This is a genomic window from Chryseobacterium sp. DZ-32 (assembly GCF_059587025.1).
This window is the reverse complement of the sequence record NZ_JCAIOM010000004.1, coordinates 101,412-127,477: the sequence shown is the minus strand read 5'-3', so window position 1 is coordinate 127,477 and position 26,066 is coordinate 101,412. Positions and strand designations below refer to the sequence as shown.

The 26,066-nt window shown below is 39.2% G+C and carries 21 protein-coding genes and 1 pseudogene; 5 read left to right on the top strand and 17 right to left on the bottom strand.

What is annotated here, in order from left to right; translation table 11 throughout:
* Positions 1-47: 47 nt before the first annotated feature.
* The 3 genes from AC59HC_RS05800 to AC59HC_RS05790 all read right to left on the bottom strand — a co-directional run bounded on the left by AC59HC_RS05800 (position 48) and on the right by AC59HC_RS05790 (position 2,509).
* Complete coding sequence (locus tag AC59HC_RS05800; RefSeq protein ID WP_496558174.1) at positions 48-950, bottom strand: helix-turn-helix domain-containing protein; 903 nt, start codon at positions 948-950, stop codon at positions 48-50.
* Between the two features lie 86 nt (positions 951-1,036).
* Complete coding sequence (locus AC59HC_RS05795) at positions 1,037-1,873, bottom strand: SDR family oxidoreductase (protein WP_496558173.1); 837 nt, start codon at positions 1,871-1,873, stop codon at positions 1,037-1,039.
* A gap of 294 nt (positions 1,874-2,167) precedes the next feature.
* Positions 2,168-2,509 carry a winged helix-turn-helix transcriptional regulator gene (locus AC59HC_RS05790; protein WP_074234333.1) on the bottom strand — a complete coding sequence of 114 codons (342 nt, stop codon included), beginning with the start codon at positions 2,507-2,509 and terminating at the stop codon, positions 2,168-2,170.
* An 88-nt stretch (positions 2,510-2,597) separates the two neighbouring features.
* Between AC59HC_RS05790 and AC59HC_RS05785 the strand changes: the two genes are divergently transcribed.
* Entirely contained in the window at positions 2,598-3,392 is a 795-nt protein-coding gene (locus AC59HC_RS05785; RefSeq protein ID WP_496558172.1) for an SDR family oxidoreductase, read from the top strand.
* A gap of 402 nt (positions 3,393-3,794) precedes the next feature.
* Here AC59HC_RS05785 and AC59HC_RS05780 read toward each other — a convergent pair whose 3' ends face one another.
* Positions 3,795-4,136: a winged helix-turn-helix transcriptional regulator gene (locus AC59HC_RS05780; protein WP_496558171.1), complete on the bottom strand. Its 342-nt coding sequence runs from the start codon at positions 4,134-4,136 to the stop codon at positions 3,795-3,797.
* 81 nt (positions 4,137-4,217) lie between these two features.
* On the opposite strand from AC59HC_RS05780, the gene AC59HC_RS05775 reads away from it, so the two are divergent.
* Positions 4,218-5,027: an SDR family oxidoreductase gene (locus tag AC59HC_RS05775; RefSeq protein ID WP_496558170.1), complete on the top strand. Its 810-nt coding sequence runs from the start codon at positions 4,218-4,220 to the stop codon at positions 5,025-5,027.
* 638 nt (positions 5,028-5,665) lie between these two features.
* Here the strand turns inward: AC59HC_RS05775 and AC59HC_RS05770 are convergent.
* From AC59HC_RS05770 to AC59HC_RS05755, 4 genes are all read right to left on the bottom strand, one after another.
* Complete coding sequence (locus AC59HC_RS05770) at positions 5,666-8,626, bottom strand: glycoside hydrolase family 98 domain-containing protein (protein WP_496558169.1); 2,961 nt, start codon at positions 8,624-8,626, stop codon at positions 5,666-5,668.
* 302 nt (positions 8,627-8,928) lie between these two features.
* Positions 8,929-9,411, bottom strand: coding sequence for a cupin domain-containing protein (locus tag AC59HC_RS05765; RefSeq protein WP_496558168.1), 483 nt, complete (start codon positions 9,409-9,411; stop codon positions 8,929-8,931).
* Positions 9,412-9,435: 24 nt separating this feature from the next.
* A complete protein-coding gene (locus tag AC59HC_RS05760) occupies positions 9,436-9,855 on the bottom strand; it encodes a Dabb family protein (RefSeq protein ID WP_496558167.1) in 420 nt (139 codons plus the stop codon).
* 10 nt (positions 9,856-9,865) lie between these two features.
* Entirely contained in the window at positions 9,866-11,194 is a 1,329-nt protein-coding gene (locus AC59HC_RS05755; RefSeq protein ID WP_496558166.1) for a hypothetical protein, read from the bottom strand.
* Between the two features lie 212 nt (positions 11,195-11,406).
* Between AC59HC_RS05755 and AC59HC_RS05750 the strand changes: the two genes are divergently transcribed.
* Complete coding sequence (locus AC59HC_RS05750) at positions 11,407-12,096, top strand: response regulator transcription factor (protein WP_496558165.1); 690 nt, start codon at positions 11,407-11,409, stop codon at positions 12,094-12,096.
* Position 12,097: 1 nt separating this feature from the next.
* Positions 12,098-13,489, top strand: a complete 1,392-nt coding sequence (locus AC59HC_RS05745; RefSeq protein WP_496558164.1) for a HAMP domain-containing sensor histidine kinase — start codon at positions 12,098-12,100, stop codon at positions 13,487-13,489.
* Between the two features lie 595 nt (positions 13,490-14,084).
* On the opposite strand, the gene AC59HC_RS05740 is transcribed toward AC59HC_RS05745, so the two are convergent.
* From AC59HC_RS05740 to AC59HC_RS05720, 5 genes and pseudogenes are all read right to left on the bottom strand, one after another.
* A complete protein-coding gene (locus tag AC59HC_RS05740; protein WP_496558163.1) occupies positions 14,085-14,672 on the bottom strand; it encodes a PepSY-associated TM helix domain-containing protein in 588 nt (195 codons plus the stop codon).
* Positions 14,657-15,253, bottom strand: a complete 597-nt coding sequence (locus tag AC59HC_RS05735) for a flavin reductase (RefSeq protein WP_496558162.1) — start codon at positions 15,251-15,253, stop codon at positions 14,657-14,659. The genes AC59HC_RS05740 and AC59HC_RS05735 overlap by 16 nt, the downstream gene beginning before the upstream one ends.
* Before the next feature lie 661 nt (positions 15,254-15,914).
* A pseudogene (locus tag AC59HC_RS05730) lies at positions 15,915-16,597 on the bottom strand (metal-dependent hydrolase).
* 3 nt (positions 16,598-16,600) lie between these two features.
* Positions 16,601-16,945, bottom strand: coding sequence for a winged helix-turn-helix transcriptional regulator (locus AC59HC_RS05725; protein ID WP_496558161.1), 345 nt, complete (start codon positions 16,943-16,945; stop codon positions 16,601-16,603).
* Positions 16,946-16,974: 29 nt separating this feature from the next.
* A complete protein-coding gene (locus tag AC59HC_RS05720; RefSeq protein ID WP_496558160.1) occupies positions 16,975-17,910 on the bottom strand; it encodes an aromatic alcohol reductase in 936 nt (311 codons plus the stop codon).
* A gap of 271 nt (positions 17,911-18,181) precedes the next feature.
* Here AC59HC_RS05720 and AC59HC_RS05715 point away from each other — a divergent pair, with 271 nt between their 5' ends.
* Positions 18,182-18,598, top strand: a complete 417-nt coding sequence (locus AC59HC_RS05715; RefSeq protein WP_496558159.1) for a winged helix-turn-helix transcriptional regulator — start codon at positions 18,182-18,184, stop codon at positions 18,596-18,598.
* A 521-nt stretch (positions 18,599-19,119) separates the two neighbouring features.
* Here the strand turns inward: AC59HC_RS05715 and AC59HC_RS05710 are convergent.
* From AC59HC_RS05710 to AC59HC_RS05695, 4 genes are read right to left on the bottom strand one after another with little or no spacing between them, the layout of a single operon-like run.
* Complete coding sequence (locus tag AC59HC_RS05710; RefSeq protein WP_496558158.1) at positions 19,120-21,711, bottom strand: T9SS-dependent M36 family metallopeptidase; 2,592 nt, start codon at positions 21,709-21,711, stop codon at positions 19,120-19,122.
* Positions 21,712-21,721: 10 nt separating this feature from the next.
* Positions 21,722-23,038: a T9SS type A sorting domain-containing protein gene (locus tag AC59HC_RS05705; protein ID WP_496558157.1), complete on the bottom strand. Its 1,317-nt coding sequence runs from the start codon at positions 23,036-23,038 to the stop codon at positions 21,722-21,724.
* Entirely contained in the window at positions 23,035-24,426 is a 1,392-nt protein-coding gene (locus AC59HC_RS05700; RefSeq protein ID WP_496558156.1) for an ELWxxDGT repeat protein, read from the bottom strand. Before AC59HC_RS05700 ends, AC59HC_RS05705 begins: the two co-directional genes overlap by 4 nt.
* Before the next feature lie 15 nt (positions 24,427-24,441).
* Complete coding sequence (locus tag AC59HC_RS05695) at positions 24,442-25,767, bottom strand: ELWxxDGT repeat protein (protein WP_496558155.1); 1,326 nt, start codon at positions 25,765-25,767, stop codon at positions 24,442-24,444.
* Positions 25,768-26,066: the final 299 nt, after the last annotated feature.

Genomic DNA, 26,066 nt, shown 5'->3' with positions numbered 1-26,066 from the left:
TCTAATAAAACCATCAGCTTCTAAAATTATTTTATCGATCAAAATGGTCACTCCATTTCCCGGAAACGCATCGGTGTCATCTGCATATTTTTCTTGAAGAAATTATTAAAATGCGTAGCCTCTTTGAACCCCAGTGAATAGGCAATTTCGGCAACATTCCATTCGGTATGTCTCAATAAAATCTTTGCCTCCTGTAATAAACGCTCAGTAATGATCTCCGAAGTCGTTTTTTCAGTGATCTCTTTAACGGCCCGGTTGAGGTGATTGACATGAACGGAGAGCTGACCGGCGAATTCAGAGGGTGAACGAAAGTTGATTCGCTGTCTCGCATCTTCGATAGGAAACTGACGCTCCAACAGCTCAAGGAACAGATGGGTGATCCGCTGAGAAGCATTAGCCTGTTGTTTTTCAGCTTTTGAAGCAGGTTTCATTTTAAGTGTATAATGAAGTAATTCAAACACCAGGTTTCTCAACAGATCATATTTATGGGCATAATCTGAGGCCAATTCAGTCTGCATTTTTTTGTAAATCTGCGTTACATCTTCCAACTGCTCATCGGTCAGCTCAAAGACAGGTGTCACGTCAGGTTTAAAAACTTCATAATCATTCAGGCTTCCGAAATGATGAAAAAAAGCTGGGGTAAATACGCAAAAGAATCCCGCCTTATGGTCGTCAATCCACTCAAATTTGTAAGGGATCTGCGGATTGGTGAAAAAAAGTGCCTGCTTTTGGATATCAATGACCTTGTCAGCATAATGGATCCGGTTTCGGCCGACGATCAGGGTGATCTTAAAATAATCTTTCCGGCTGTAGACCACCGGTTTAGCATTTTTACCGATGTACTCATCGATGGCAAAGACATTGAAATGCCCTACCCCGTTACGGATATTTTCAGGAACCCGGTCAAATTTCGACTTGTAAAATTCTTCCAGTGACTGCATTTTTTCCATTGAATAAATATACGAAAATCAAACAAACAAAAAAAACACTGCCACTTTCTGATGGCAGCGTTATTAATTTAGATTCAAATGGTCATTTAAAAATCGGTAGAAAATGAAATGTCCTTATTGATTTCCAATTCCTCTGATAACAAGCTTATCTTGTCCTTTGCACGGTTGTAGGCATCGCTCCCCAAATACAGACGTACGGGTGGATTCGGATTTTCAGCGAGATCGATCAAGACACGGGCCAGCTTGTCGGGATCTCCGGCCTGCGTTCCGTTCATAGCAGCGTATTTTTGGTGTGAAGCTCTGATCGCATTGTATCCTTCAATTTTATTCTCAGCGAAAACGAGGGAGCTTTCTTCAAGGAACTCGGTCCGGAAAGCACCTGGTGCTACCACCGTTACCTTAACACCGAACTCTTTTACATCTTCTGCCATGACCTCGGACAGTCCTGTTACGGCATATTTTGTTGCGGCGTACATAGCCCAACCGATTCCCGGGGCAAATCCTGCGATAGAAGAAATATTGATGATATTTCCTGACTTCTGCTCCCTGAAGTAAGGCATGACCGATTGCATCGTCTTAATGACAGCCATAACGTTAATGTCAAAACTGTCCCTGATCTCTTTTTGGTTCAATTCTTCCACAGCACCACCGATGCCATAGCCCGCATTATTGACCAAAACGTCTATTTTCCCGAAGTGTCCGACAGTCTTTTCAAATGCCTTGCTGACAGATTCTCCGCTTGTCAGATCTACTTCCAGCGGTAAGAACTGCTGTTTGTCAAATTCTCCGACAGCCTCCATTAAACTCTGCGCTTTTCTGCTTGTTGCAGCGACCCTATAACCGCTTTCGATAAGTTTTTTCACCAGTGAAAGCCCCATTCCTTTGGATGCTCCCGTTACTAACCATACTTTGTCTGTTTCCATATCTTGATCTTATTATGATACAAAATTAGAATGACTGCCGAAGTCTGTTGTAACAGAATTGAAACAATATATTACGAAAATCAAACAAGTTTAGACAGCCTGTTTGATTGTCATTTTTAAGTATACCCTACACAGGAGAAATTTTCAAATGATCAATCCAGAAAAGTATCCGGGATTTTAAGACAGACTGTTTATTCACCTCTAACAGATGATCGCCTAGAAATATAACAAAGAGTATTCTGATCAATTTCAGTTGTTGATCAAAACACCTTTGATCACCTATATTCTATATGATTATTTTTCCCTGATCTTCCTCTTGTGATCTCTTCCCCATTTTTCCAGGGGCTTTGCAATTTCCTGTAAGCTTAATCCATAATCCGTCATAGTGTATTCTACCTTGACCGGATAATCGTCTGTGACCTTTCTGTCGATCAATAGATTTTCTTCCAGATGTTTTAATTCCTTAGACAAAACCCGGTTGGTTATCTTCGGTATTGAATTTAAAATTTCATTGAATCTTGTATTGCCTTGATAGATAGAAAGGATAATCGGCATCTTCCATTTGCCACCGATGACAAACATAGTATCCTGGATGGCGTTGATCTTTTCCTGGAAATAATGTTTTTTTTCCGTCATAATAATTTAAGTATACTTTTGTATACAGGTATCAAATGTATATCTTTTTGCCAGTAATTTTGTAAAAGAACATTTAAAATTTTATAAAATGAAGACAATATTCATCACCGGAACCTCATCAGGAATAGGCAAGTCAACCGTTAAATTATTTCAACAAAGAGGCTGGAAGGTCATCGCTACAATGCGCGATCCTGAAAAGGAAACGGAACTTGAGCAATTGGACCATGTGGTCCTTTTGCCTTTGGATGTTACTGACCTGGAACAGATCAGGTCGACCGTAGAAAAAGCTTTATCGCTTGGACCGATCGACGTGGTCGTGAACAATGCGGGATATGGGCTGATGGGTGCGTTGGAATCCTTTTCCGATGAGAACATCGTGAAACAGGTGGAAACGAATTTTCTGGGAACAGTTCGGGTAACACAAGCTTTTACACCTCACTTCAGAGAAAATAAAAATGGACTGTTCATCAATATAACATCCATCGGCGGACATACCAGCTTCCCGTTCACCAGTATTTACAATGGTACGAAATGGGCGGTTGAAGGCTGGAGCGAATGTCTTTCCATAGAGCTATCGATGTTTGGTGTCGGTGTTAAGACCGTTGCTCCGAGCGCCACGAAAACGGAGCTGTTTAACCATAATTCAGATGTCACTGCACTACCGTATTATGATTCAGCGGAAGAAAAAATGCTTAGTATGATCAAACCCGATTCTTCACCTGATGAGATTGCGGAAGTGATCTTTGTAGCAGCAACCGACCAAAAAGACCAGTTGCGTTATTTTGCAGGAACAAAGGCTCAGGCAATTTACGATAGACGTCAGCAAATTGGAGCGGAAGCTTCTGTCAAAGAGATCAAAAAGATCTATTTCGACGGGTTGTAAAGAAGTAAACATCCATCAGATCAATATGAGTTATAGGCTTTGTCCTATACCTCATATTGATTGTCTGAGGATGATATAACTCGTGACACATAATCCGGGGATTAAAAAATGACGTTTTTATAACTGTGATCTGCAACAAACTTTGTAATTCAATTTAACGGATAAAAATTATAATTTGTTGGATCTCATTATAGTGTTCCTAATACTTATTGTAAGATTTCCAGTCAATATTATCTTTTGCCCATTGCTCGGCTGAGGTTGTCGGGATTCCGTTCTTCCCATTGAAGGTATTCTCTAATGGCCAAGAAACACCTTTTCCTGCTCCGAATATAGCAGTTGAAAATTTTGTTGCCTAATGTTCTATAGATATTAGGTCTAACATTGTTGTTTTATTGAGAACAATTATTTCTCTTTGATTTTATTTCGGTGTTTTTTGCCCCAACTTTCCATTGGTAATATTACCTCTTCAAGTCCGTAAGCATATTCCGTAACGGAATATTCAATTCGTACAGGATAATCATCAATTACAGATCGACTAATCAATAAATTTTGTTCCAGATGCTTCAACTCTTTGGATAAAATATGGTTCGTTATTTTCGGGATGGAATTGGAAATATCATTAAATCGCTTGTTTCCGCCATATATGGACAGTATGATTGGCAATTTCCATTTTCCACCAAGCACAAACATTGTATCCTGAATAGCCTGAATTTTTTCATGAAGTTGTTTTTCGTCTCTTTTCATATACTAAGTATTCTATTTGATACAGGTCTCAAATTTATACCTTCTATTCTTAACTTTGTACTGTTACAATAAAAAAAATATATGAAAACAATATTCATCACCGGTGCTTCGTCAGGATTTGGAAAAGAAACCGCAAAATTATTTCAATCAAAAGGCTGGAATGTGATCGCAACAATGCGTTCACCCGAGAAGGATGAAGAATTAACGCAGTTAGAAAATATTCTGGTGACGGAATTAGATGTTCAAAACGAAAAGTCCATTAAAACCGCCGTAGAGAAAGGAATTGAGAAATTCGGAAAAATTGATGCTTTGCTCAACAATGCAGGCTTTGCCGTAATGGGCGTTTTTGAATCTGCAACCGAAGAGCAAATTTATAATCAGTTTGACGTGAATGTCTTCGGAATGATGAGGGTAACAAAGACTGTATTGCCTTTCATGAGAAACAACCCAAAAGGCGTAATTGTCAATATTTCTTCGGTTGCCGGACGCGTTGGTCTGCCTTTCGCAAGTATTTATGAAAGCTCAAAATTTGCAGTTGAAGGTTTCTCGGAAGCCCTATATTTTGAACTTGGAAATTTGGGTATTAAGGTAAAAATTATTGAGCCGGGGTCATCTCAAACCAATTTCGGAAATGCCCGGGAAAGCACAAATAACGAAATTGCTGACTATAATCCGTTTTTAGCAAGCTTCTTCAGTAATTATCCCAAGAAAACGGGGCATTTCAAAACAGCGACACCGCGAGAAGTTGCCGAAACAATTTACAACGCCGCCGCAGACGACAGCCATAAATTACGATACATAATCGGCGAGGATTGTCAGTTCTTTGTGAACTCCAAAGAGAAGAGTTCAGAGGAAAATTACATCAAATCAGTTCAATCTTTTTTTGAGTAGTGGATTTGCTTTTCCATGACCCAAAAAACATCAAGTCCAACATTTAAAGCAGTTGGTTTTATAATTGACTGATTTGATATTGGATTAAGGCAATTATATATTTGAATGTACCGTTTTAGATTTTTTAGGTTATCAAATATATCGAATTGGTTCTTCATAGTAAATTTGTATTCTACCCTTTGTATGATTTATAGAGAGACTGATTAAATAATACTTATTTGGTACATTAAAGTATATTACTTCCAAAATTTTTTTCTAAATGTTTCCATCTCGGAGGAACTGATCTGAGAAGTTGCAAAATCAATATTTTTTTGAAATAAGAATCATGTCAGGCGATTGCTTGCGTATTATTTATATTTTCAATCCCTCTTAAGAGTAATCAAGAGAATTTCTATTTGGACAAATATTCCGAACAGGCAATTTGGGTTTATACATTCAATTTTTTTTGGAGCGTTAATTTTTGCTTTCGGACATTTAGACGAAAGTCAAGATATAAGTGAATTAGTGAGAATTTTCAGACACAAAACTTTCGTGCTTGCTGTACATCAAGAAAGAATCGCTTAAAATTGCAGTTCATTGCGAAAAAGAAAGAGGCCCTCCTAATCAGGACAGCCTCAATATTATATTAATGATAGCTATTATTCTTTAATAAATTTCAAGGACTTGTTACTTTGTCCAATTTTGATAAGATAGACTCCTGCCGGTAACTGTGCGATGTCCAATCTTTCAGTTTCTGAACTTATCTTTGAGCGTAGTACCAACTGTCCGCTACTGCTATAAATATTGATATCATCACCATTTACAACGCCATTCCCATATCTGATATTAAGCTCATTTTTTGCCGGATTTGGATATATGACAGTTTCAGCCCTAGATAATGCCGGAGTTTTTACAGCTAAAAACGACTGACAGTTTGTTGAATTCCCTCCATACTCTGTTGGATAATTTGTTCCGATGTACAATTTATCCAAATTGGTCCCATCTTCACGGTAACCGATCTGCAGGGTGTGGCTTCCCGCACTTAGATTTGCTGTGGCCAGCACATCCCAGGTCCATACGTTCGATGACTTCAATCCATTGATATTTTGCCAGTTTCCGTTATCGATCTTTACCCAAAAGGAATCATCATCCGCACTTGGTGCGCGCAACCTTCCCCAAACATTGTAAGTTCCGGATACAGGTATATTCAGATTATATGTTGCAATACCGTTTTGATTGGACGGCGCATTGGTAAGACTGTTATTTCCTGCAGTGATCGTAATATATCTTCCCGAGGATGCCGGGCTGCTTTGCAGAACCTGCCATAATGATCCGACAGTACCACATTCTGCCTCCAGCCAGATCTCTTGCCCTGCATTGGCCGGTGAAACTGTCATCTCATCCAGATACAGAAGATTAGTATTGGAAGAAAGCGCTCTCAGTTCGATAGAATTTGTTCCTGAATTCAACGTGATATTTTGTGCTGCATTATTCCAGGTATTTGATGATCCTGTAGATGTGAAACTCATTGTTGCCACCTGAGCGTTGTTGACGAATAGCCCAATATTATCTACCCTGCCGCTTCCAAGAGAATATCTGATCTGTAAATTATAGTTTCCACCATTGATATTGGTGATATTTTTTCGGACAGCCGCTGCAGCATTCGTCCCAAACTGGATATATCCCTGGCCGTGATAATTTCTGATATTGCCGCTATAACCACTCGTGGTGATCGGTCCTATATTTTTATATTCGAGGCATTCCATTTCGTATTGCCTTGTACCCAGATATACCGGCGGCAATGCAGGTGAGATAATATTTGAAGCAGTATATTGTGTCAGCCTTCCGGTGGCATTTCCTGAACAGTTTACAGTAATATCCAGCGGACCATTGTGAGCAATAGTTAAGGTCAGAATTCCGTTTGACCAGTCTTCTGTTACAGTACTCGGCTGGTGTGCAGCTCGGTCTGTGAATGACCATGCAGGTTTTGAGCCGCTGCCATGTATCCTGATCATATCGGTCTTTAATCCTGTATTCAAAACATTATCATAATTATTCAGATATATTTTTAGCTGGTTGGCGGTTTCCTTTATCACTCCGGATGTATACTGCGACAAGGTAAGGTCCATAGATTCACTGGTATTGTATTTAAATGGAATGTTTCCCGTTGCCTGCTGCCCGTTTCTGAACGGATTGTAAATGACCCATCCGTTTTCATGCCGTCCTGCATAAATGTTTCCTGTATATTCTTGCGGGAACAAGGCATCAAGTTCTGCCATTTTACTATTTATCGTGGGCCACCTTGAACCATAATCTGATTTATTGATCTTTACCTGGAACGAATTGGCTGCATAGTCATTCAGCTGAAAAACCGTAGGAATCGTAGGATATCTTCCGGATTTCTTGAAAAAGTTAAGGTTATCCTGATAAGTGCCGTCATTATCCATTCTGTATAGACCATCAAAAAGAGTTTGTGGCGAACTGTAAATGGCGTCGCCATTGCCGGAGCTTACGTTATTGATGATCGCTACTTTAGTACGGTTGATGACCTCCTGACGTGTGGGGATTCTCACATGACCATCAATGATCTTTCGGAACAGATCAATGCTTACATTGCTGAACTGATCGTAGGTACCCCATTTTCTCTCCCTGTACCCATCAGAAGTTAGTGCTGAAGAAAGTTCTTTAAAGCATTGGGTCCATATCAGTTCCGGACCGTCGATCACGGTCTGTCCGGTAAGCATGGCATGCTCCAGTACCGGAGCTCCTGCCGAAGCCATCGTAAAACCGGCGTGGTTGCCATTGTCATCATACCAGCCTGTATCATCATAACGTATCCCATAGTTACCACTATACCCTGACAGGTAAGCACCCAGCGTAACACTCTCCATATCGAATTTGTAGCTTCGGGTGGTATATTTCTCACACAGGATATAATTTTGCTTATATTGGGCACTTGCTGCAGCAAATTGCGGATTTCTTTTCAGCATGCCAATAGGATTGATACTCGGTGACCATTGGTTTCCGCACCAGCTCACCACCAGATAGCCTCCATATTTGTTAGACAGTTGCAGGAGGTTGGTTAAATGGTTTATCCTTGTGCTCCAGCCCGGCGAGAGCGGATCCGTGGAATCATCAAACCCCCAGAATTGCTCTGCATAGTTGAACCCCAGAAAATTTGGGTAATTTTTATAGAATTCCTCATATACCGACAGATCGGTATCGGAAAACTGGCTAAAGCCCCCACTGGCACATTGGATCATTGTCCACATTCTGTTCTCGGCGCATACACGCAGCCATGATTTTGCCACTTCATACCCATACTCTGCGACCTTGAATCTTGATGTTACCACATCATGGCTTATGGAAAGAGAAATGTTCATCACGACATAAGGTCTTATGTCGGCAGGGATCAGGTCAATGATCTGTTGGGGATTGGCATAGTTCCATGTATCGATGTGGATCATATACATGGGCTGTTGTGGAGATACTGTTCTACGTAAAGGAACTGTATTTTGCGAAAATACGGGATTTGTGGACAAAAATGCTAAAATCACGAATAGCTTTAGTGTGAATTGGCAGAGTCTTTCTGTCAGATGAAGACGGTTAACTTTTTTCATAATACATATATATTTTGGATAATGGTATGATTGAAAAATTTTTTCTCCACCATTTGGTGTTTAACAAATATAGTGATCATTATAATAAATGTATAATTAACATTTATTAATCTGGGTTTTTTAATGGAGGTATTTGTTGTTATAGTCAGTATTTACCGGCTTTCTGTTTGCGGTTGAACTATAGTGGGTTATCTAAATTATCGTACAGCACATGTTCCCTAATTTTAATCTTATCTTAATATCATGTTTCCAACCCAAACGCCTCTTTAATTGAAGAGGCGTTTGGGTATCTAAAAATTACATTAATCATTCTTGATGAAATTATCATCGGCATTTTCATCTAACGGAATATACAGCCTTTCCCAGGATTTGCTCTTCACCATATCCCAACTGTGTCCCTTTCCTTTAAGGTCTTCGGCCAACAGGACGGTTCCAGGTTTTATTATGAAGGTTGACCCATCGGTCACTTTAAATCTGATGTTTCCTTTCAGGGTGATGACGTATTGTCTTCTGGGAGCGGGATGGGCATTCTTTTCCCAATCTTCGGTCTTGTTGCTCATCCAAAATGTGGTCGTATTGAGATGTTTCAGCGTTGGGATCCTGCCTTTCTCGAAAGTGCAGGAGCCATCAGGATTATTGATCAACCTTACAGCAGGGATATAATCCTTCGATTCTTCTTTGTTTACCTTGATGCTAAGGTTCTTGTTCTCTTTGTTTTGTGCATTCATTATTCCAAATGTGCTTAAGGCCAGGGCAAAGCTAATACCTTTGATGATGTTTTTCATTGTAAAAATTATATTAATTTAGGTTTAATTGTAAACGGTATCGTAAACCAGCATTTTTTCGAACATTGGTTTATATTTTTGGACCAAGGCAAGATGTTCAGGGAGTTTTCCGTAAGCTTCAAGTGCTTCCAATGTTTCAAATTCCATTGAGGCATTATAAGTATAGGTGCTGTCCAAGACATTTCTCGGACTTGAACCTGCCGGTTTTCCGTATCGCAGGTTTTTTTGGTAAGGCAATTTTTTAAGACCTTCGAAGAAGTTTTCGAAATCTTTCACTTCTCTGTCAGAAAGGTCTTTTTTTAGCCAAAATAATAAATTGTGGGCGTACACTTTTTTAGGTTTTAAAGGGTTAAGATTTGGGAAGACCGAGGCAAACATACTTCCCGAGATCAACATCAGGGCAGAAGCCTGAAGCGATCGCATTAAGAATTTTCTTCTTTCCATTTTATATTTTTTAATTGAAATCGATTCTGTACTTCAAAACAAATTGCCATTGTCTGTCGGAAACAACACCTTTATTAAGCGCATCACCTGTAAAAATTGGTCTGTTCTGAGCATCAAAGGTCAGGCGGGAAGACATTCCGTTCATCAGTAATGAGATTCCGGCATCATAGACGATCGCATTGTCCTGAAGTCCCTTCAGATCTGACAATTGAATTCCCACAGCAGGTTGTAGTTGCAGATTCTTTTTATCTTTATTGAAGTAAGGAAGCGTTCCGCCAACTTGTACATAATAAGTATTTCCCGTTCCTATTACCGGCATTGCGTTCCCTGCTCCATTGAGGCTGGCTTGTGAGGCATTTACTGAGGTCGCGGGATTATTGGTTCCGACGTACCGGACATAGTTAGGCCCATAATCATTGTACATCGCCATTCCATAAGCGCTAATGGAAGTTCCTTTGTCTTTATTGAACGGAGCATCGTAGAACAGGTCGACCGCATAGTTCTGCATATCATCATTCTGGACATTATTGTTGAGGTCTTTGTGCCAAGTGGCATTATGGATATAATCAAAACCTGCCCCCAGACTCAGGACATTCTTTTTACCACCATAGGTCCCGGAGTTGAATGGCGTCGTGATATTTTCCTTATCCAAAAACGCATATCTGAAATAGCCTGAAAAGTCTTTACCCGGAGAATTTTTACTGAAAGTGGCAACATTTAGCTTTGGTTCCGCCGTGGCCATTGTATAAGGATCCGCAACAACCAATCGGTAGTCAAATCTTCCCAATTGACCTTTAGCATAGACACTCAACTCTCTCACGGTGTAATCTGTCGCTCCGGCATTGGATGTGGCATAAGCTGGCAGATCGTATAATAAAGTATTCAAAGGGCCTGTCGTGAATCTTGAAAGCCCCCTCCAGGTAGACCGCCCCGCTCCCACAGCGATTTTATCATTAAAGGCATATTCTGCATAGGCATCCAGAAGATCGATATAATTACTGGCTTTCGCATTCATATTCACGTTGGTAGTTCCGGTCTGTAGAACGAACATCAGTTTTTCTGTTGGTTTGTAGGTCATCTTTATTCTTACTCTTCTTAGCGAGAGATCGGAAACATCGGATTTTGCCTGGTCATTGATAAGGCTTCCCGGATTCAGTTGCGTATATCTTGCCCAAAGTTCTGCATAGCCGCTGAAAGAAAGGTAGCGGGTGTGTTCGTCATTCAGATAATGGGTAAGCTCCGGATTATTAAAGTCATTTTTTTTCTGAGCCTCCATTTTAGCTGACAGTCCAATGATGGTAAGTATTGCCAGTCCGGCCTTAAAAGATTTTTTGTTCATAATATATCGTCCGTTTTGTTGATTTCAACGGCACAAAATTAGGTTCGCAGATCGAGGAACATCGTTAGAAAACTATTAGAAGATCTTTAGAAATCCATTAAAAGACCTTTAAAATAAAAATATGAGATACCTTTGTACAGAATTTAAAATAGGTGATCGACCATTAGTCCATTGATGACGATTATCTGATATTATCCGGAAACAATTTTCTTATGAAGATTTTAATTATCGAAGATAATGCCCGTGTTTTTGCACTTTTGAAGAGAGGTCTGGAGAGCCAGGGTTATCAGGTCTATATTTCGGAAGATGCGGAAGATGCATTGGTTATGGTTGATAAGATCATGTTTGAGCTTGTGATCACAGACATTATGCTTCCCAATATGAATGGTATCGAATTGAGCAAGATCATCAAACAGAAAGATCCTGATCTCCCCATTATCATGTTGACGGCACTTGGAACAATTGATGAAAAGATCGAGGGTTTTGATGCGGGAGCCGACGATTATATGGTAAAGCCATTTGAGATCAGAGAGCTCTACGCAAGGATTAAAGCGGTTTTATTAAGGAAATCGACCTCATCGGAAAAAAACGGAAATTCTGGTCATCTTGAATATAAAGATCTTAAAGTCGATAGGAATACCAACCGTGTCTTCCGTAACGAAATAGAGATCAGCCTTACCCCAAAAGAATTCAAGCTCCTGGTTTTTCTGATGAGTAATACCGAAAGGATCCTGACCCGGGACGATATTGCAGAGAATGTATGGGGAAATCATTTTGATACGGGAACCAATTATATCGATGTTTATATTGCCTATCTCCGAAAGAAGATCGATAAAGATTTTAATGAAAAACTGATCCACACAAAACCTGGAGTGGGTTTCATATTTACAGATCAATTATAATATGAAAATTGCCACCAGAACCGCACTAAGCTATGCTTTACTGACCGCCGGGATCCTTTTCATTTTTGCGTATGTCCTGTATTTCGTTTCAGAGAAAAACAGGGAAGATGAGTTCAATGACCGTTTGGGATATAAGATCACCTGGAGATCGGAATTCATATTCGATGCAAAGATCAACAATTCCAAGATCCGGGAACTTCACGAGCGAAACAAGAAGATACTGAACGAAGCGGACATCACCGTATACGACAGTAATAAAAAGCTTCTGTTTACAGACATCAGGCCTTCTTCAAAAAATCAGCAATATCTGGATCGACTTATCAGAAGTAAAAAGGAAAGAATAGCCTGGGTAAGAAGGGAGCGCCAGTATATGGCCATTAGATATGAGTTTAACGGAGAGAATTATTACATCATAGGAAGTGCAGTGGATATAACAGGAAAAGCCCATATCGACGAGTTTAAGTATGATATCATTATCATCTATTTCATTTCGATCGTGATCATTTTCATCGTTGGTTTTATATTTTCATATTATACTTTGAAACCTTTGAAAGATATCATTCTCCAGATCCGCGATATTTCTGAGCATAATCTGAATAAAAGGTTGGTTGTCCCGAAGGCAAAAGACGAGATCTATGAACTGACGGAAACGTTCAACTCAACATTTAGCAGGTTGGAGAGATCGTTTAATAACCATAAACAGTTTATCACAACGATTTCCCACGAATTCCGAACGCCATTGTCCATACTGATAACAGAACTTGAACTTGCAAAAGAATTGAATGTAACCCTGGAAGATTATAAGAATTCTATTGACAATGCTTTGCAGGATGCCCAACAGGCCTCACAACTTTCTTCGGCTTTATTGGATTTTGCCAGGGCAAGTTATGATGTCTCACAGATCAGCTTTACAGATCTTCGCCTGGACGAAGTTCTAGCTGATGCGAAAATAGCATTAATACAGAAAAATTCGGATTACAGGGTCGGGATCAATTACATGGATGGATGGGCAGATACGGAAGAGAATAATTATGATTTTTTCGGTAATCCATATTTATTACAAATTGCATTTTTAAATCTAATGGAGAATGCCTGCAAGTATTCTCCAGATAAATATTGCTCGGTAGAAATTATAATGCAGAATGGAGATCTTCGAATTGATTTTATTGACCAGGGTATTGGTATCTCTATAGAAGACCAGTCGAAGATCTTTGATCTGTTCTACAGAGTGAACAATAAAGATCATCAAAAAGGAAATGGTATCGGATTATCTATAGTATCGAGAATTATTGAGGTCCACAAGGGACAGATCTCACTGAAATCTGTACCAGGTGAAGGCACAATTTTTAGTGTTGATTTCAGATCTTATAAGGAATATTCTCAGCGATCTTAATTCCCTTGTTCATTTAAAAGTACATCTTGATCAATATGACAATATCTATACTTGATGGGCCAAAGCAAATATTGATAAAAAATATTGTTAGCAGAATGACTTTGTCCATTCGATCGATCTAGTAAATTCTATTTTAAACAACAATATTTGGTAAATTAAAGTAAACATTACGCAGCGATTGATAACTTGTTGCAATAACTAGATATAATGCAGACATTATATTTAAGAATTCTTTTTGGTACTAATATACTTAACTGTACCACCCAATATCTTTTATTGAAAACATTATTGTACTGCTAAATATAACCAGTTATATTGAATTTAGAAACCTAGATTTTAGATATTTGATTGGGTACATTCAAATATATGGTTGCCTTAAAATAACACCTAACAAGATATAGATTAAAAGTCCCAACGCCGCAATGAGGGATATGATAGGCCCAGTTTTGTCAATGGGGCCTCCTATATGTAATAGCGAAATAGGGATAGCAAGCCACCGTTCTAGGGAAATAGTTGCAATGTTATCGATGTATATAACAGCCATAACTGTTTTGATCATTTTATTTTACAATTTTATTATCTATCCGTATTCTCATCAAAAAATCAAAAACAACAGTGGAATGATAATGCCGATAACGAATTCAATACCCCGGATACCAAAGAAACCGCGGTCGCCTTTGTTCATAATCAACCCAGTGATGATGACGATGATGATACTGATGGCAAATGCATCGGAAAAATACTTCCAGTATGTACCTGGATTATAGTGCAGAAAAGATAGTTGGAAGAAAAAAGGCCGCCTTTTTATCCCCTGATATTCCACCTGCCCGTTTACGGTATTAACGGTAAAGGAGGAACCGGTAGAAAGGAACACTTTAAGTGTTTGGGAGTTGGGATAAAAATGTTTTTTGTAATGTTGGTCTTCGGACACAGGTTTCAGCAGGTTTACGATTTCATCTTTGGTAAAATTTGCACTGTGCGGAAATTGTCCTTCAGCTCTGTACTGTTGGACGGAAACGTCATACTGGGGGTTAAAAATGTTTTGGTGGTTCATTGCGATCCCGGAAACAACGTAAATGAAAAGCACTCCCGAAAAAAAGAAGGATAAGTGACCATGTAGATTACGGCTGTACTTGCGTAAAGTATTGCCCCAGGTTGAATCGTTGATTATTTCTTTAGCCATATATTTGTTATTTCAGATATAAACATATTGTGATGGGACATAGGTGCATTTTTGTACATATCGGCAATTTTATAGGACGGAACAGTCTTATTATAGTCTAAATCCTGTATCATTATATTTTTACATTCAATAATCATCCTTGCTTCCCTATAGGAAATTAGTCCGGAAGGTGTCTCTATAGGTGTAAGGCCTGCTTCTTTCACTTTGTCGTTAGACTTTCCCGATTTACCACCTAAGATGCGCATTGCTCCTCGGTATTTTTCAGGGAAGACAGCCAATGTGTAGCCACTCTCCTGTTGTAAAAACTGATAAGTATATCTGCTGCTGTTTATGAAAGTAAAAACAACTGGTTTCTCCCATATATAACCCAGTCCTCCCCAGCTGATCACCATGCTGTTAAATGCATTTTCTTTACCTGCCGTAACCACCATCCATTGCTCACTGATAAGCTCGATAGCATTGTCAGGTAGATCTTTTGGGTCGATGTGATCGTATTGTGACTGCCATCCATTATTTTGCGTGATGCTGTGCGTTTTCTTGGCAGGTGGCTTTGGATCATTGCTGCAACCTGATAATGCCATGACAAATGGTAAAAATCCCCATAGCCACTTTATGCTTGTTGTTCTCATCTTTTTTGGGCTAAGCCCCTTTTTAGTTGTTCTTAAAATGTTTAAAACAAAGGTTCTGGATAAGAAATCATCCGGATACATTTTTTTTACCAGTAATCTAACTGATGTTTTTATATTTTTAAAAATTGTCTTTTAAATTAAACACGGCCTTGTAAAAAAGGTAAGGTATAAAATTGAATCTTGAACTTTATCCATATTTTTTCCTAGGGCAAATACTTCCAGCTTAAGACATGATTCATAAACCGTGATTTAAAACCTTTTTTCTCAGCGTAGGTTGTAAGTTCCTCATTTGAAACAATAAAACGACACCTGCATTTTTTTGCAATTTCTTGAACATCTAACGCATGGTTTAGATGTCTAGGTGTAGAAAGTATAATCTGCTTGGAGCAATTGATAGCAATGCTTTAACAATTGGATTTCCGGAAGTAAATAAATTGATAATAATATGGAGTATCTTAAACGAGATCACCAAAAGTATACTCAAAATAACTAACTCATATTATGCAATTTAAATATGATTTTTGATTCCACTTTATGCTAATTGAAAATCGGGTGGTTTATTAGGATCAAAAGATTGCGCATTTAAAATGTTTTGTTTCTATTGATAAGAAATTTAAATCTCAACCGACAACTCCATTGACTCTCCAATATCTAAGAGCAGCAATTCCTTGCCTTTTTTGGAAAATATTCGTTTTGATTCTTCATGATCTATCTCTATAAAAGGATTGGTATCAAAATGATAACCCAAAACCCTATCACATTCTAAGAAGTCGGAGGCTATTACTGCATCTTCAACATCCATTGTAAAATTACTACCCATGGGTAAAATTGCCAGGTCCAATCTTGTACGCACCGGAATCAATTTCATATCATAGGTGAGAGCGGTATCTCCCGCATATTTCCATCTTCGGTATCGATGACAAACCCACCTGGATTTCCACCGTGGGTACCGTCCGCAAAACTGCTGGAATGGCTTGCATTGACGTATTTTACTTTACCAAAATCAAAGTTCCAGCTTCCGCCGTGATTCATAAAATGATATCTGAATCCTCTTTTCTCATAATAGGTTGTGATCTCAGCATTTGAAACGATCACGGCATCTGTATTTTTAGCAATGGCCTCAACATCCAAAACATGATCAAAATGAGCGTGCGTCAAAAATATATAATCTGCTTTGAGTTTTGTGATATCGATTTTAGCGGCTAGCGGATTCCCTGTTATAAAAGGATCGACAATGATATGTTTTCCTCCCACTTCAATTCCCAATGAAGCGTGGCCGTAAAATGTTATTTTCATTTATTATTTGATTCTATTTTTTATTTTACCCCAGTCTATGAGTGCGATGATTACTTTTTTTAAAGTACTTCCGTAATCTGTCAGTTCATATTGTACAGCAACATTCCGCGAATCTAAAATTCTCCTGGTAATAAGCTGGTTAGTTTCCAGTTCTTTCAGCTCCTTGCTCAGCATTCTGGCGGATATCCCACTGACATCTCTTTCTATACTCGAGAAATTTCTTTGACGATGACATAATAAAGAATAGAGAATGCGAAGCCTCCACTTGCCGTTCAATATGGTTACGCAGTTTTGCAATGACGTCATATCAATTTCAAACTTCTCTATTCCAACAGATTTACCGGCCATAACGATTCATTAAGAATGATTATTAGTTCTTAACTATTATAAGATTCCCAGTCGATATTTTTTTCTGCCCATTGTTTTGCAGAGGTTGTCTCAATCCCATTTTTGAAATTAAATGTCTTGTCAAAATCCCAGGATACTCCACGCCCTGCACCGAAAATTGAGCGGTATTTTTTAACGAAATTAGTGGGATCATTTTGAAGGTCATTCTGTAATTCATTGACATCAGAAAGTATGCGCTCGTACTTCTGTCCGGATAATGATTCTGCAATATCTCCTAACTGTCCATAGGTCAGGGTGTCTCCACCAATGTAAACGATCGTATCTTCAATAAGTGGCTCTGCAAAAAATATTTCAGCTGTTAGCATTCCGATATCTTCGGGTGTGGTTACGGTAACAGCGGTATCCCAGCCCCCGATCGCATTGACCACTTTTCTCTCCAGGTCCAATACGCCAAAGAATGGTTCAAACAGATAACTTGTAAACATCCCGGTCGATATGATCACCCATTTTGTCTTGTTCTGCGCACGAAGAAGTTCACGTACATCAAGTTGTTCATCAAAAAGATCTTGTGCACTGCCTCTTCCGATGATTTCAAAGTCAACTCCAAACTGCCATGGAAAATACCTTTCAACACCTGCCTTTAAAACAGCATTAGCCAATTTTAGCTGAAAACCTCCGGCGCCACTTCCATAGCCTGTACAGGAAATAATGGCATCGAAGTTTTTGAATATTGAAACTAATTCAGACGAAGGTGCAGACAAGTCTCCTGAAAGCAATTGAACATCGAGTGCCTTGATCTCGTCAATATTCTTTTTCTTATCAGGTTCTTCGGAATTGATCGTTGCTTCTCTAAGCAGTACGGTGACTGTAACGTTATGGTAGCTTTTAGCCTTTTTTGCTATATTTCTGATGACCGGCATTCCTAATTCGCCCGCGCCCAAAATTAAAATTGATGTATTTTTCATTGTAAAAAAATTAAGTATTGGAATTGAAATTCGTTCATTGCTGATCAATTCACTTCCTTTTTCTTCTACAAATTTAAACCGTTAAAACCTGTAAAACAATAAGGTACAATGATGTCAGCTAGTTACCTATATGTTAGTATTTTGATTGATAGCCACATTAATTTCAAATAATTTTCAAATAATAATAGTCTCTAAAATTCTCATTATTCTCAATTTTCTCATCAGAATCATTTATCTTTAAGCAAAATATTTTATTTAAACATAAGAGAATATGGAAAGATTGATGTCAGATGAAGAGATCGTAAAAGCTTGGGACGACATTTGTAAAGTTTTGAATAAAGATCAGGATGAACTTAAACGAGATGTATTGAATCACGTTGGTAACAAATGGTCACTTTTTGTCATACACGCTCTGGGAATAGATGGCAAAATGCGTTTTTCAAATCTACAGAATCATATTAACGGCATCAGTCAAAAAATGTTGACAAAATGCCTTCGCGAATTAGAAAGGGACGGATTGGTGTCGAGAAATATTTATCCCGAAGTGCCACCGAGAGTTGAATATGAACTCACGACTTTAGGCAGAGGTTTATTAGTACAGGTAACACCTCTTTGGTTTTGGATTGCCGATAATATCAATGAGTTTAGTGAGGCGAGATCCAATTTTTTAAATAATAGTACTATATAATATCTTTTGTTTAGAAATTATCAAGTATCCTAAAATATCTTTCCTAACCTAATATCCTTTTCCTAAAGCGGGAATATAGCAATAGAGAGTTGCCATAGATCTTTCGAGACTTTTTGCTATTTTTTAGTCCAGGTCTTCCACGTATCGCGCAGAGTAAAACATCTTCATTGCTTTTTTCGCAGCCAGACTTGTTGTGAGTCTCTATGAAGTTCTATAATTTGATCTACGGTCGATTCTTAGGTAATCTATTTTCATACTGAACTTTTGATAAAATTCTTACAATCCGAAAATAGGCTACATACTCTGAGCTCTCCCATTACAGAAATTTTGTAGCAAACTTCCTTTTTAGAAGTTCCGTTATGAGAAATAAAGATCAGAAAATCTTTAAAATTACAAACCTAATTTAAAGTTGTATTATTCCACAAAAAAAACTGTCTCTCAAATGAGACAGCTTCTCTTCTCCTGATTGTAAACTACAGTCGTATTGATTTTACATACTAATAATTTCTGAGGAATAACTTTTATTTATTAATAATCAGCTTACTGCTGAATGTCACACCAATGCCAGTGCCGGTCAGGATGTATGTACCTTTAGGAAGTGCAGAGGTCAGAACCGGTTCATCGGCGTTAACCGACTGTTCATCCACCTTTTTCCCGGACATATCATAGATAGAAACCTTGATTTTTCCAGAAATCTGTACGCCATTGGTTTTAATAAAAACTTCCTTGCTGGCCGGATTTGGATAGATAGAAATTTTCTTATTGACTGTAATTTCAAAAGTCCCCAAAGAGCACTCTGCCGGCACAGAAAAATCTTCTATCTGGTCAGAGATCGCATTAGGCAACGCTCCTCTTGTAGCGCCGGCGCTGGCATTAGCCCCAAGACCACGTTTGGCAAATGCGCTCCAGATCATACATTTGTTTTGACCGTTGTTCAGGTCAGCATCCGCTGCTATGATTGCATCTCGGCCAGTTACGAAATTCGGATAGCAACCTTGTATTTTCATTGCTTCCATTACCAGTTGAACCACTTTTCCGCTTCCTGAGTTTGGATTGTTTGCGATGTCATTAGAATAACCATACTTATCAGCAAATTTCCAATGAAGGTCCCACAGCATCGTTGCCCAGATAAAACCCACACCGTGAACATCTACGGCAAGGGCACCGCCGCCCGTGTCTATGTATTTCCCGTTTGTATCTCCATAGGTATAATCATTGATGGCAAAATCAGGAGAATACTTAGCAGGTCGGATTCCTGGACCGTCGGCTCCTTGATTCGCCACGAAACTTCCTGTAGACCTTGGCAGCGCAGCTGTGGCATCAGCTTTTCCGGTGACCATTAGTGCCATAAAGTCGGACCAGCCCTCTCCCATCTGCTCATTGGCATAAGCGGCATTGAGACAGCTGTAGCCGTTACCTGTACTTCTTGTAGAGATGCCGTGCGTATATTCGTGTGCTATAACACCGTTATCGAGACTTCCATCTACATCGAAAGTATTGTATTTCAGGTTGACATTTACATTAATGTTCTGGTCTATTTTGCTTTTGATGATTTCTCCTTCCTCATTGTCAATTAAGATTCCGGGGATTGTTACAGTGGTATCAGTACCACTCATATTGATGATCGTTTGACCCGGAGTAGGATTATATATGATAACACCTTTCGCTCCTTTGTCCTGTGCTTTTTTGAATTTGACATCAAAGTTGCAGGTTCCTCTCTGGATAAGTGCAATTTTTCCGTTCAGATTGGTATTGTCCAAGTTCGTACAAGCGTCTGCAGGTGTAGCTATGGCAACATCGCCGGTTAATGGTGAGTTTATTGGAAAGGCACCTCCAAAGTCAGCATTATAGCCTGCAGCAGGTTTTCTGTTCACCAAATCACTTGGTGCATTGTAGCTCAGCAAATAGCCATACCTCCAAAGGTACATCTGCATTCTTGGAGAAAAGCCGTCCGGAGGTGTTGCAAAGTTTGCATTATTAAGAGAAGAGCCGTCTCTGGCCTCTGATAGAACAGGATCGAAATCGGTGTAAGGTTCGCCCTTTCCAAAATTATTTGACTGAAAGTTACGCCCCGCTTCATCAAATCCAAATTTGTAGAATATGTCGTGCATCTTGTTGGACGCGTAGAAAAGATTGGTAATAGAAGCATTGGTATAGGTAGTTACTGGCTGATTCAAATCTAGTGGAAAATCAAAAAGTTTCTGTACCCCTCCATCGGCACTAGGTCCAAATGCATTGGAACCATTGAGGTCTACGTAGGCGTAGGCATTATTTCCTCTCGTGATGTTATAAATTTCGTCACCGTCATTTTGCCAACCTAGTGGAGAAGCATCCAGAAACCACGGGCTGGTTTCCAGCGTGCGCTGACCGAAATTAGGTGATTCGATTGGAAATGCATACACACGGTAAGAGGCATTATCTACAAGTACAGACTTGTGTTCTCCAGTTTGTTGGTCTGTTGGCTTTTCAGAATTATAATGAATACTATCCAACTGATGTTCAGAAGAAAAAGAATGGTCGTGAAACTGGCAAGATACTGTGAGATTGGTTTTCTCAATAATAGCACCTGTTACTGCATCTACAATGATGTCCCAGTAATTGTTGGTTCCTTTTTCATAGAAATTGACAGCATAAGCCAATTGCAGTTGTCCTTTCTCTGTTGGAAAATAAACTAATTTAGATAATACCGAATTATTTTTTCGTCCCTCGAAGGTATAATCGCCTTTGTCTCCTTTCAGATTAGCTGATGATAAAATGACCGAGAAGTCTTTGGGAACATCCACAGAAGGCTTGGCAGCAGTAATATTATCCGATACGGAAATAAATTTGTCAGACATATATTTCACCGTGTTGCCTCGCATCAACACAGACGAAATGGCACCGTAAACAGGAATACCTCTATAAGTCTGCTGTATATTTACAACTTTACCGTCAGAATCTTTTTTAGCCTCGGAATGAATGATGTCAAAGGTCTGGCTAAAAGTCGTTTTACCTGTTGCCAGATATTGTTCTATGATAGCCTTGTCGCTGTTCTGAGCCTGCATCACGGTGCCCGCAAACAGGGCGACTGCCGCTATCGTAATTTTAAATGTATGTTTATGATTTAGTTTCATTAGACCAAAATTAATTTTTAATGATTTTCTGTGATGATATTTTGCCTGTTGCATCGGTAATATTGATGATGTAATTACCGATTGGAAGATGGCTGATGTCAATCATCGTGGCATTTTGATAGCTCGCCACTTTTTGCCCTGCCATATTAAATACCGTTGCATCTTTGACCTTGTTTTTCAGGAAAAGATAGCCCGATGTAGGATTAGGATAAAAAGATGGTTTCGATGCGCTTGCTACTTCCTGACTGCCCATAATGGCACTGCAATCCGTTGCAAAAACTGCTGTCGAATCTATTTGCCAAAGCGTCTGACTGGAGCTGTACGCTACATCATCCACTTGTATACACTTTAGATTCGGGCTGGTATGTGCAAAAAAACCGATGGCGTTTTTATTGTTCCCGTTTTTCACGTTGATGAATTTCATCTTCTGATTTTCAATCGCATTAACATAGATCAGATCGCCGTTTGTAGATGCATCCACCTCGGTCAGCTGCGAATAATTAGCATAAAAATATTGCAGCATAGAATGACCGGTCAAGTTGACTACGGGTATTTGCGTACCATCCATTATAAATTGCCTTAAGTAAAGTTGCTTGCTGATGTCAATAGATGTGATAGGATTGGCCTGAATCATAAAAGTATCCAGCAAAGGATTGTTCGATACATCAATCTGCTGAAGTTTGTTAAGGCCTACGTTGAGGTAGGTAAGACGCGTATTTTTCGTCACATCAAGCGTCGAGATTTGATTGGCTGCTGTGTTTAGTTCCGCAAGTCTTGGGTTCTTGGTTACATCAATACTGGAGACATTGTTGGACGCAAAGTAAAAATTGGTCAGCATTGGACATCCTGTAACATTCAATGCTTCGATCGCATTGAACATAAGGCTGATAAATGACAATTGAGGATGCGATCCGAAGGTCAATTCTTTCAAGTAAGATGATTTGCTAATGTCTACTGCCAAGAGTTTGGAATTTTGTGAGAGGTTCAGTTTGGTGAGGAGAGAATTGTTGATCCGCACTTGATTGATTTCTTTGTTAGTCGTCACATCTACAACGGCCACTTTGGAACCATTGATAACAAGTGAAGTCAGGTTTTTGAAGTATTTAACCTCCGGAACGTCTTTGATATTTCCGGTAAGAGTAAATCCTCCGGTATAAGCCTCAGCTTCTGTCATCTGTATCTCGCCGTCATTATTGGTATCAATACCGGTATAGAGCAGAATATACTCGAGGAAATTTTCGTCTGCGAAATTGATGTTCTGTGCGTTTGCTGTCGTGAAACTGGCACTAATGAGCATCAATCCTATAGTTGCTAGAGTTTTTTTCATTTTACAATTAATTTAGTGGTGTTAACAGTTCCTTCATTGGTTTTACCTACCAGGATGTAGTTTCCATTAGGAACTGATAAATGCGTTTTGTTACCGTTGATTTTAACATTCTGATCCAGAAGACGCCCGTTCAGGTCATAGAGGTCATAGCTCACATATTCTTTTCCGCTGAAGAAAATATCGCCAGTGGTAGGATTAGGATAAACCATTTCGCTTTTTTTGTTAATGCCGGAGACTGCAAGAGTTGGAAACTCTATCTTGTAAAGTTCCTGTCCGTTAGCCACGTTAAGTTTCGCTGACAGATAAAGAGCCCCGTTATATGCTTCCATCTTCCCAAGAACAAAATTGGTGTATCCTGGTTTAAGTTCCAAAGTAAGCTTAGTTCCATCCGCTGTTCCATCACTCTCCCAAAGCCTTGCTTCGCCGGAACCATCATTTGCCAGAAAGTAGAGCTTACCGTTCAGTTCGGTCAGACTGCTGGGATTGGATGCCGCAGAACCAGGGTTGATATCTTTAACCAGTTTCGTTCCTTCCCCTGTGCCATCTGTTATCCAAAGTTCCGTACCGTTGGATCCATTATTGGCACTGAAGAAAACCTTATCACCAACTTGTTTGAAGTTCCCAGGGAAAGAGTTTGAGGTGCCCGGATTAATATTTTTCACCTCTACAGTGCCTTCCGTTGTTCCGTCTGTTTTCCAGAGTTCAAATCCTGATGTACTAGAACCTGCTGAAAAGAATACAGTATTTAATTGGCTGCTGTAAAAGAAATTCTGAGGATTGGAAGTTGTATTAGGATTAATGGTTTTAAGAAGAGAAACCGATGTGCCATCATACATATATATCTGGGCATTGTTAACGCCTGCTGCTGGAGATGCGGCCATTACAATTTTACCGTTGACAGCGCCCATCTGTCCGGTAATGACAATGGGTGTACTGATATCGTGTGTAGCGTTATCAGAAAAGTACCATAGTTTATTATTTAATCTGTAAAAGATCTTTCCATTGCTCTGCAAAAGATTTGCGGCAGTAGAAAGTCCGGAGCTTACAAGATGCGCACCTTCGCTATTATCATAGGAATAAAGACCTGTCGTACCAATCACTGTTAGAAAATGCAGTTTATTATTGTAATTCATTAAAGAAATCGGTAAAGAACTGGCAGTACCTGGGTTTATATCAAAAGCGAGATTTGTACCTTCCGGGGTACCGTCTGTGGACCAGAGTTCATTACCATAAGTTGGATTGCTGGCATTAAAGTACAGCTTGTCGCCGTAATTGAAAAATTCTGCCGGAGTAGATGGATTTGCACCGGGATTGATATCTTTTAATAAAGTAATGCTTTGTGCGCTTAACGCATTGGCTATAAAAAGGGTAAATACTATTTTTTTCATAATGATGTTTTTTGATTATTGAACAATAACTTTGGTCGACGCGTTCATCTTCTTATCATCAGAAGTAACCTTCAGAATGTAGTTTCCTGCTTTTGAATTCAGATTGATTTTACTATTATTATCAAATTTTCCAGCTTTGATGAGGCGACCAGTCGTATCGAATAACTCAAACGAACCGGAATTGACATTGCTGATCTTAATTTCGCCTTTAGAAGGATTAGGATACACGTTAAGCTTTGATGATGAAGCAGTCGTTACAGCAAGGGTTTCATTAGGAAGATTGACCTTGTAAAGTTCCACACCGATCTGGTCTGCAGCATCTACCCTGGCAGAAGCATAAAGATTGTCATTATACACAGCTAGTCCAAATGCCGCAGGAAGTGTTGAAAGCACTTTGGTGCCTTCTTCCGTGCCGTCTGATTCCCAAAGTTGTCTCAAATTGCCAGTGTTGTTCAGAAGGAAATATAGTTTATTTTTGAAAACCGTCAGTTTATCAGGAAATGAACTTGTGGAACCAGGCACTATGTCCTTCACCATTTTGGTTCCCTGCTCGGTGCCATCTGTCACCCACAGTTCGCTGCCGCTGGTTGCCCCATCTGATGCAGTAAAATAAACTTTCCCATTGTACTCTGTAAAGTTTGTGGCACTGGAGCCTGCCGTGGCCGTAGTGGTATTGATATCTTTGACCTGAACAGTTCCGTCCGCAGTTCCGTCTGACATCCACAGTTCCGGACCGTTACCTCCGTTTGCAGAGAAAAACGATTTTCCTAATGCGGGACTGTAATAAAAGTTCTGAGGATAAGCAGTAGCTGCAGAATTAATGGTTTTTAAAATATCCAGCGTATTTCCGTTCAAACTAAAAAGCTGATACCAACTTGGGTTTGTAGCCGTTTTGTACTGGCCATTGGCGATAATCTGCTGTCCCACATTTCCGAGGAACATCACGGTCACATTATCATCGACCATCACAGGCTGTAAACTATCATCCAAAGTATAAAGACGCTGCGTATTAGGTGACATTGTGCTGTTGGTCGCCTTGAAATAAAGCTTATTGTTGCTGGTTAGAAAAGTGGTTGCAAACTTAGCAGTTGTGGAAACTGTTTTAAGACCTTCAACGCTGTCGTAGGACATCAGGACACCAGAACTACTGACTCCATTCACAGGTAGAGCGGCTGTAAAATAAAGTTTGTTTCCGAAGGTATAAAGATTGGTCGGCGATGACGAAGGTGCACCAGGATTGATATCCGCCACTATCTTTGTACCAGCCTCTGTTCCGTCCGTTTCCCAAAGTTCAGTTCCTGTGGCAGAACCTGTCTGACCATAGGTGGCACTAAAGTACATTTTATTATTAAACACCATAAAATTAGAGGGGGCCGAATTGTTTAGGCCGGGATAAATGTCCCTTATAAGAGTAAAAGTAGTTTGGGCGGATAAAAGTCCCCCTAAAAGAATTGCTAAAAAGTTGATTTTTCTCATATCAATAAATTATCTTTAAATAAATAAGGTTTCTAAAAATGATTCAGAAAAATTATCTATCAATTAAATTGATTAAAAGATATTTTATCTCATCATTTTAGATTTCTAAATTATCAATATGAGCGTAAAAAAAATAGAGAAAAGCTTTCACATTTGAGAAAAAT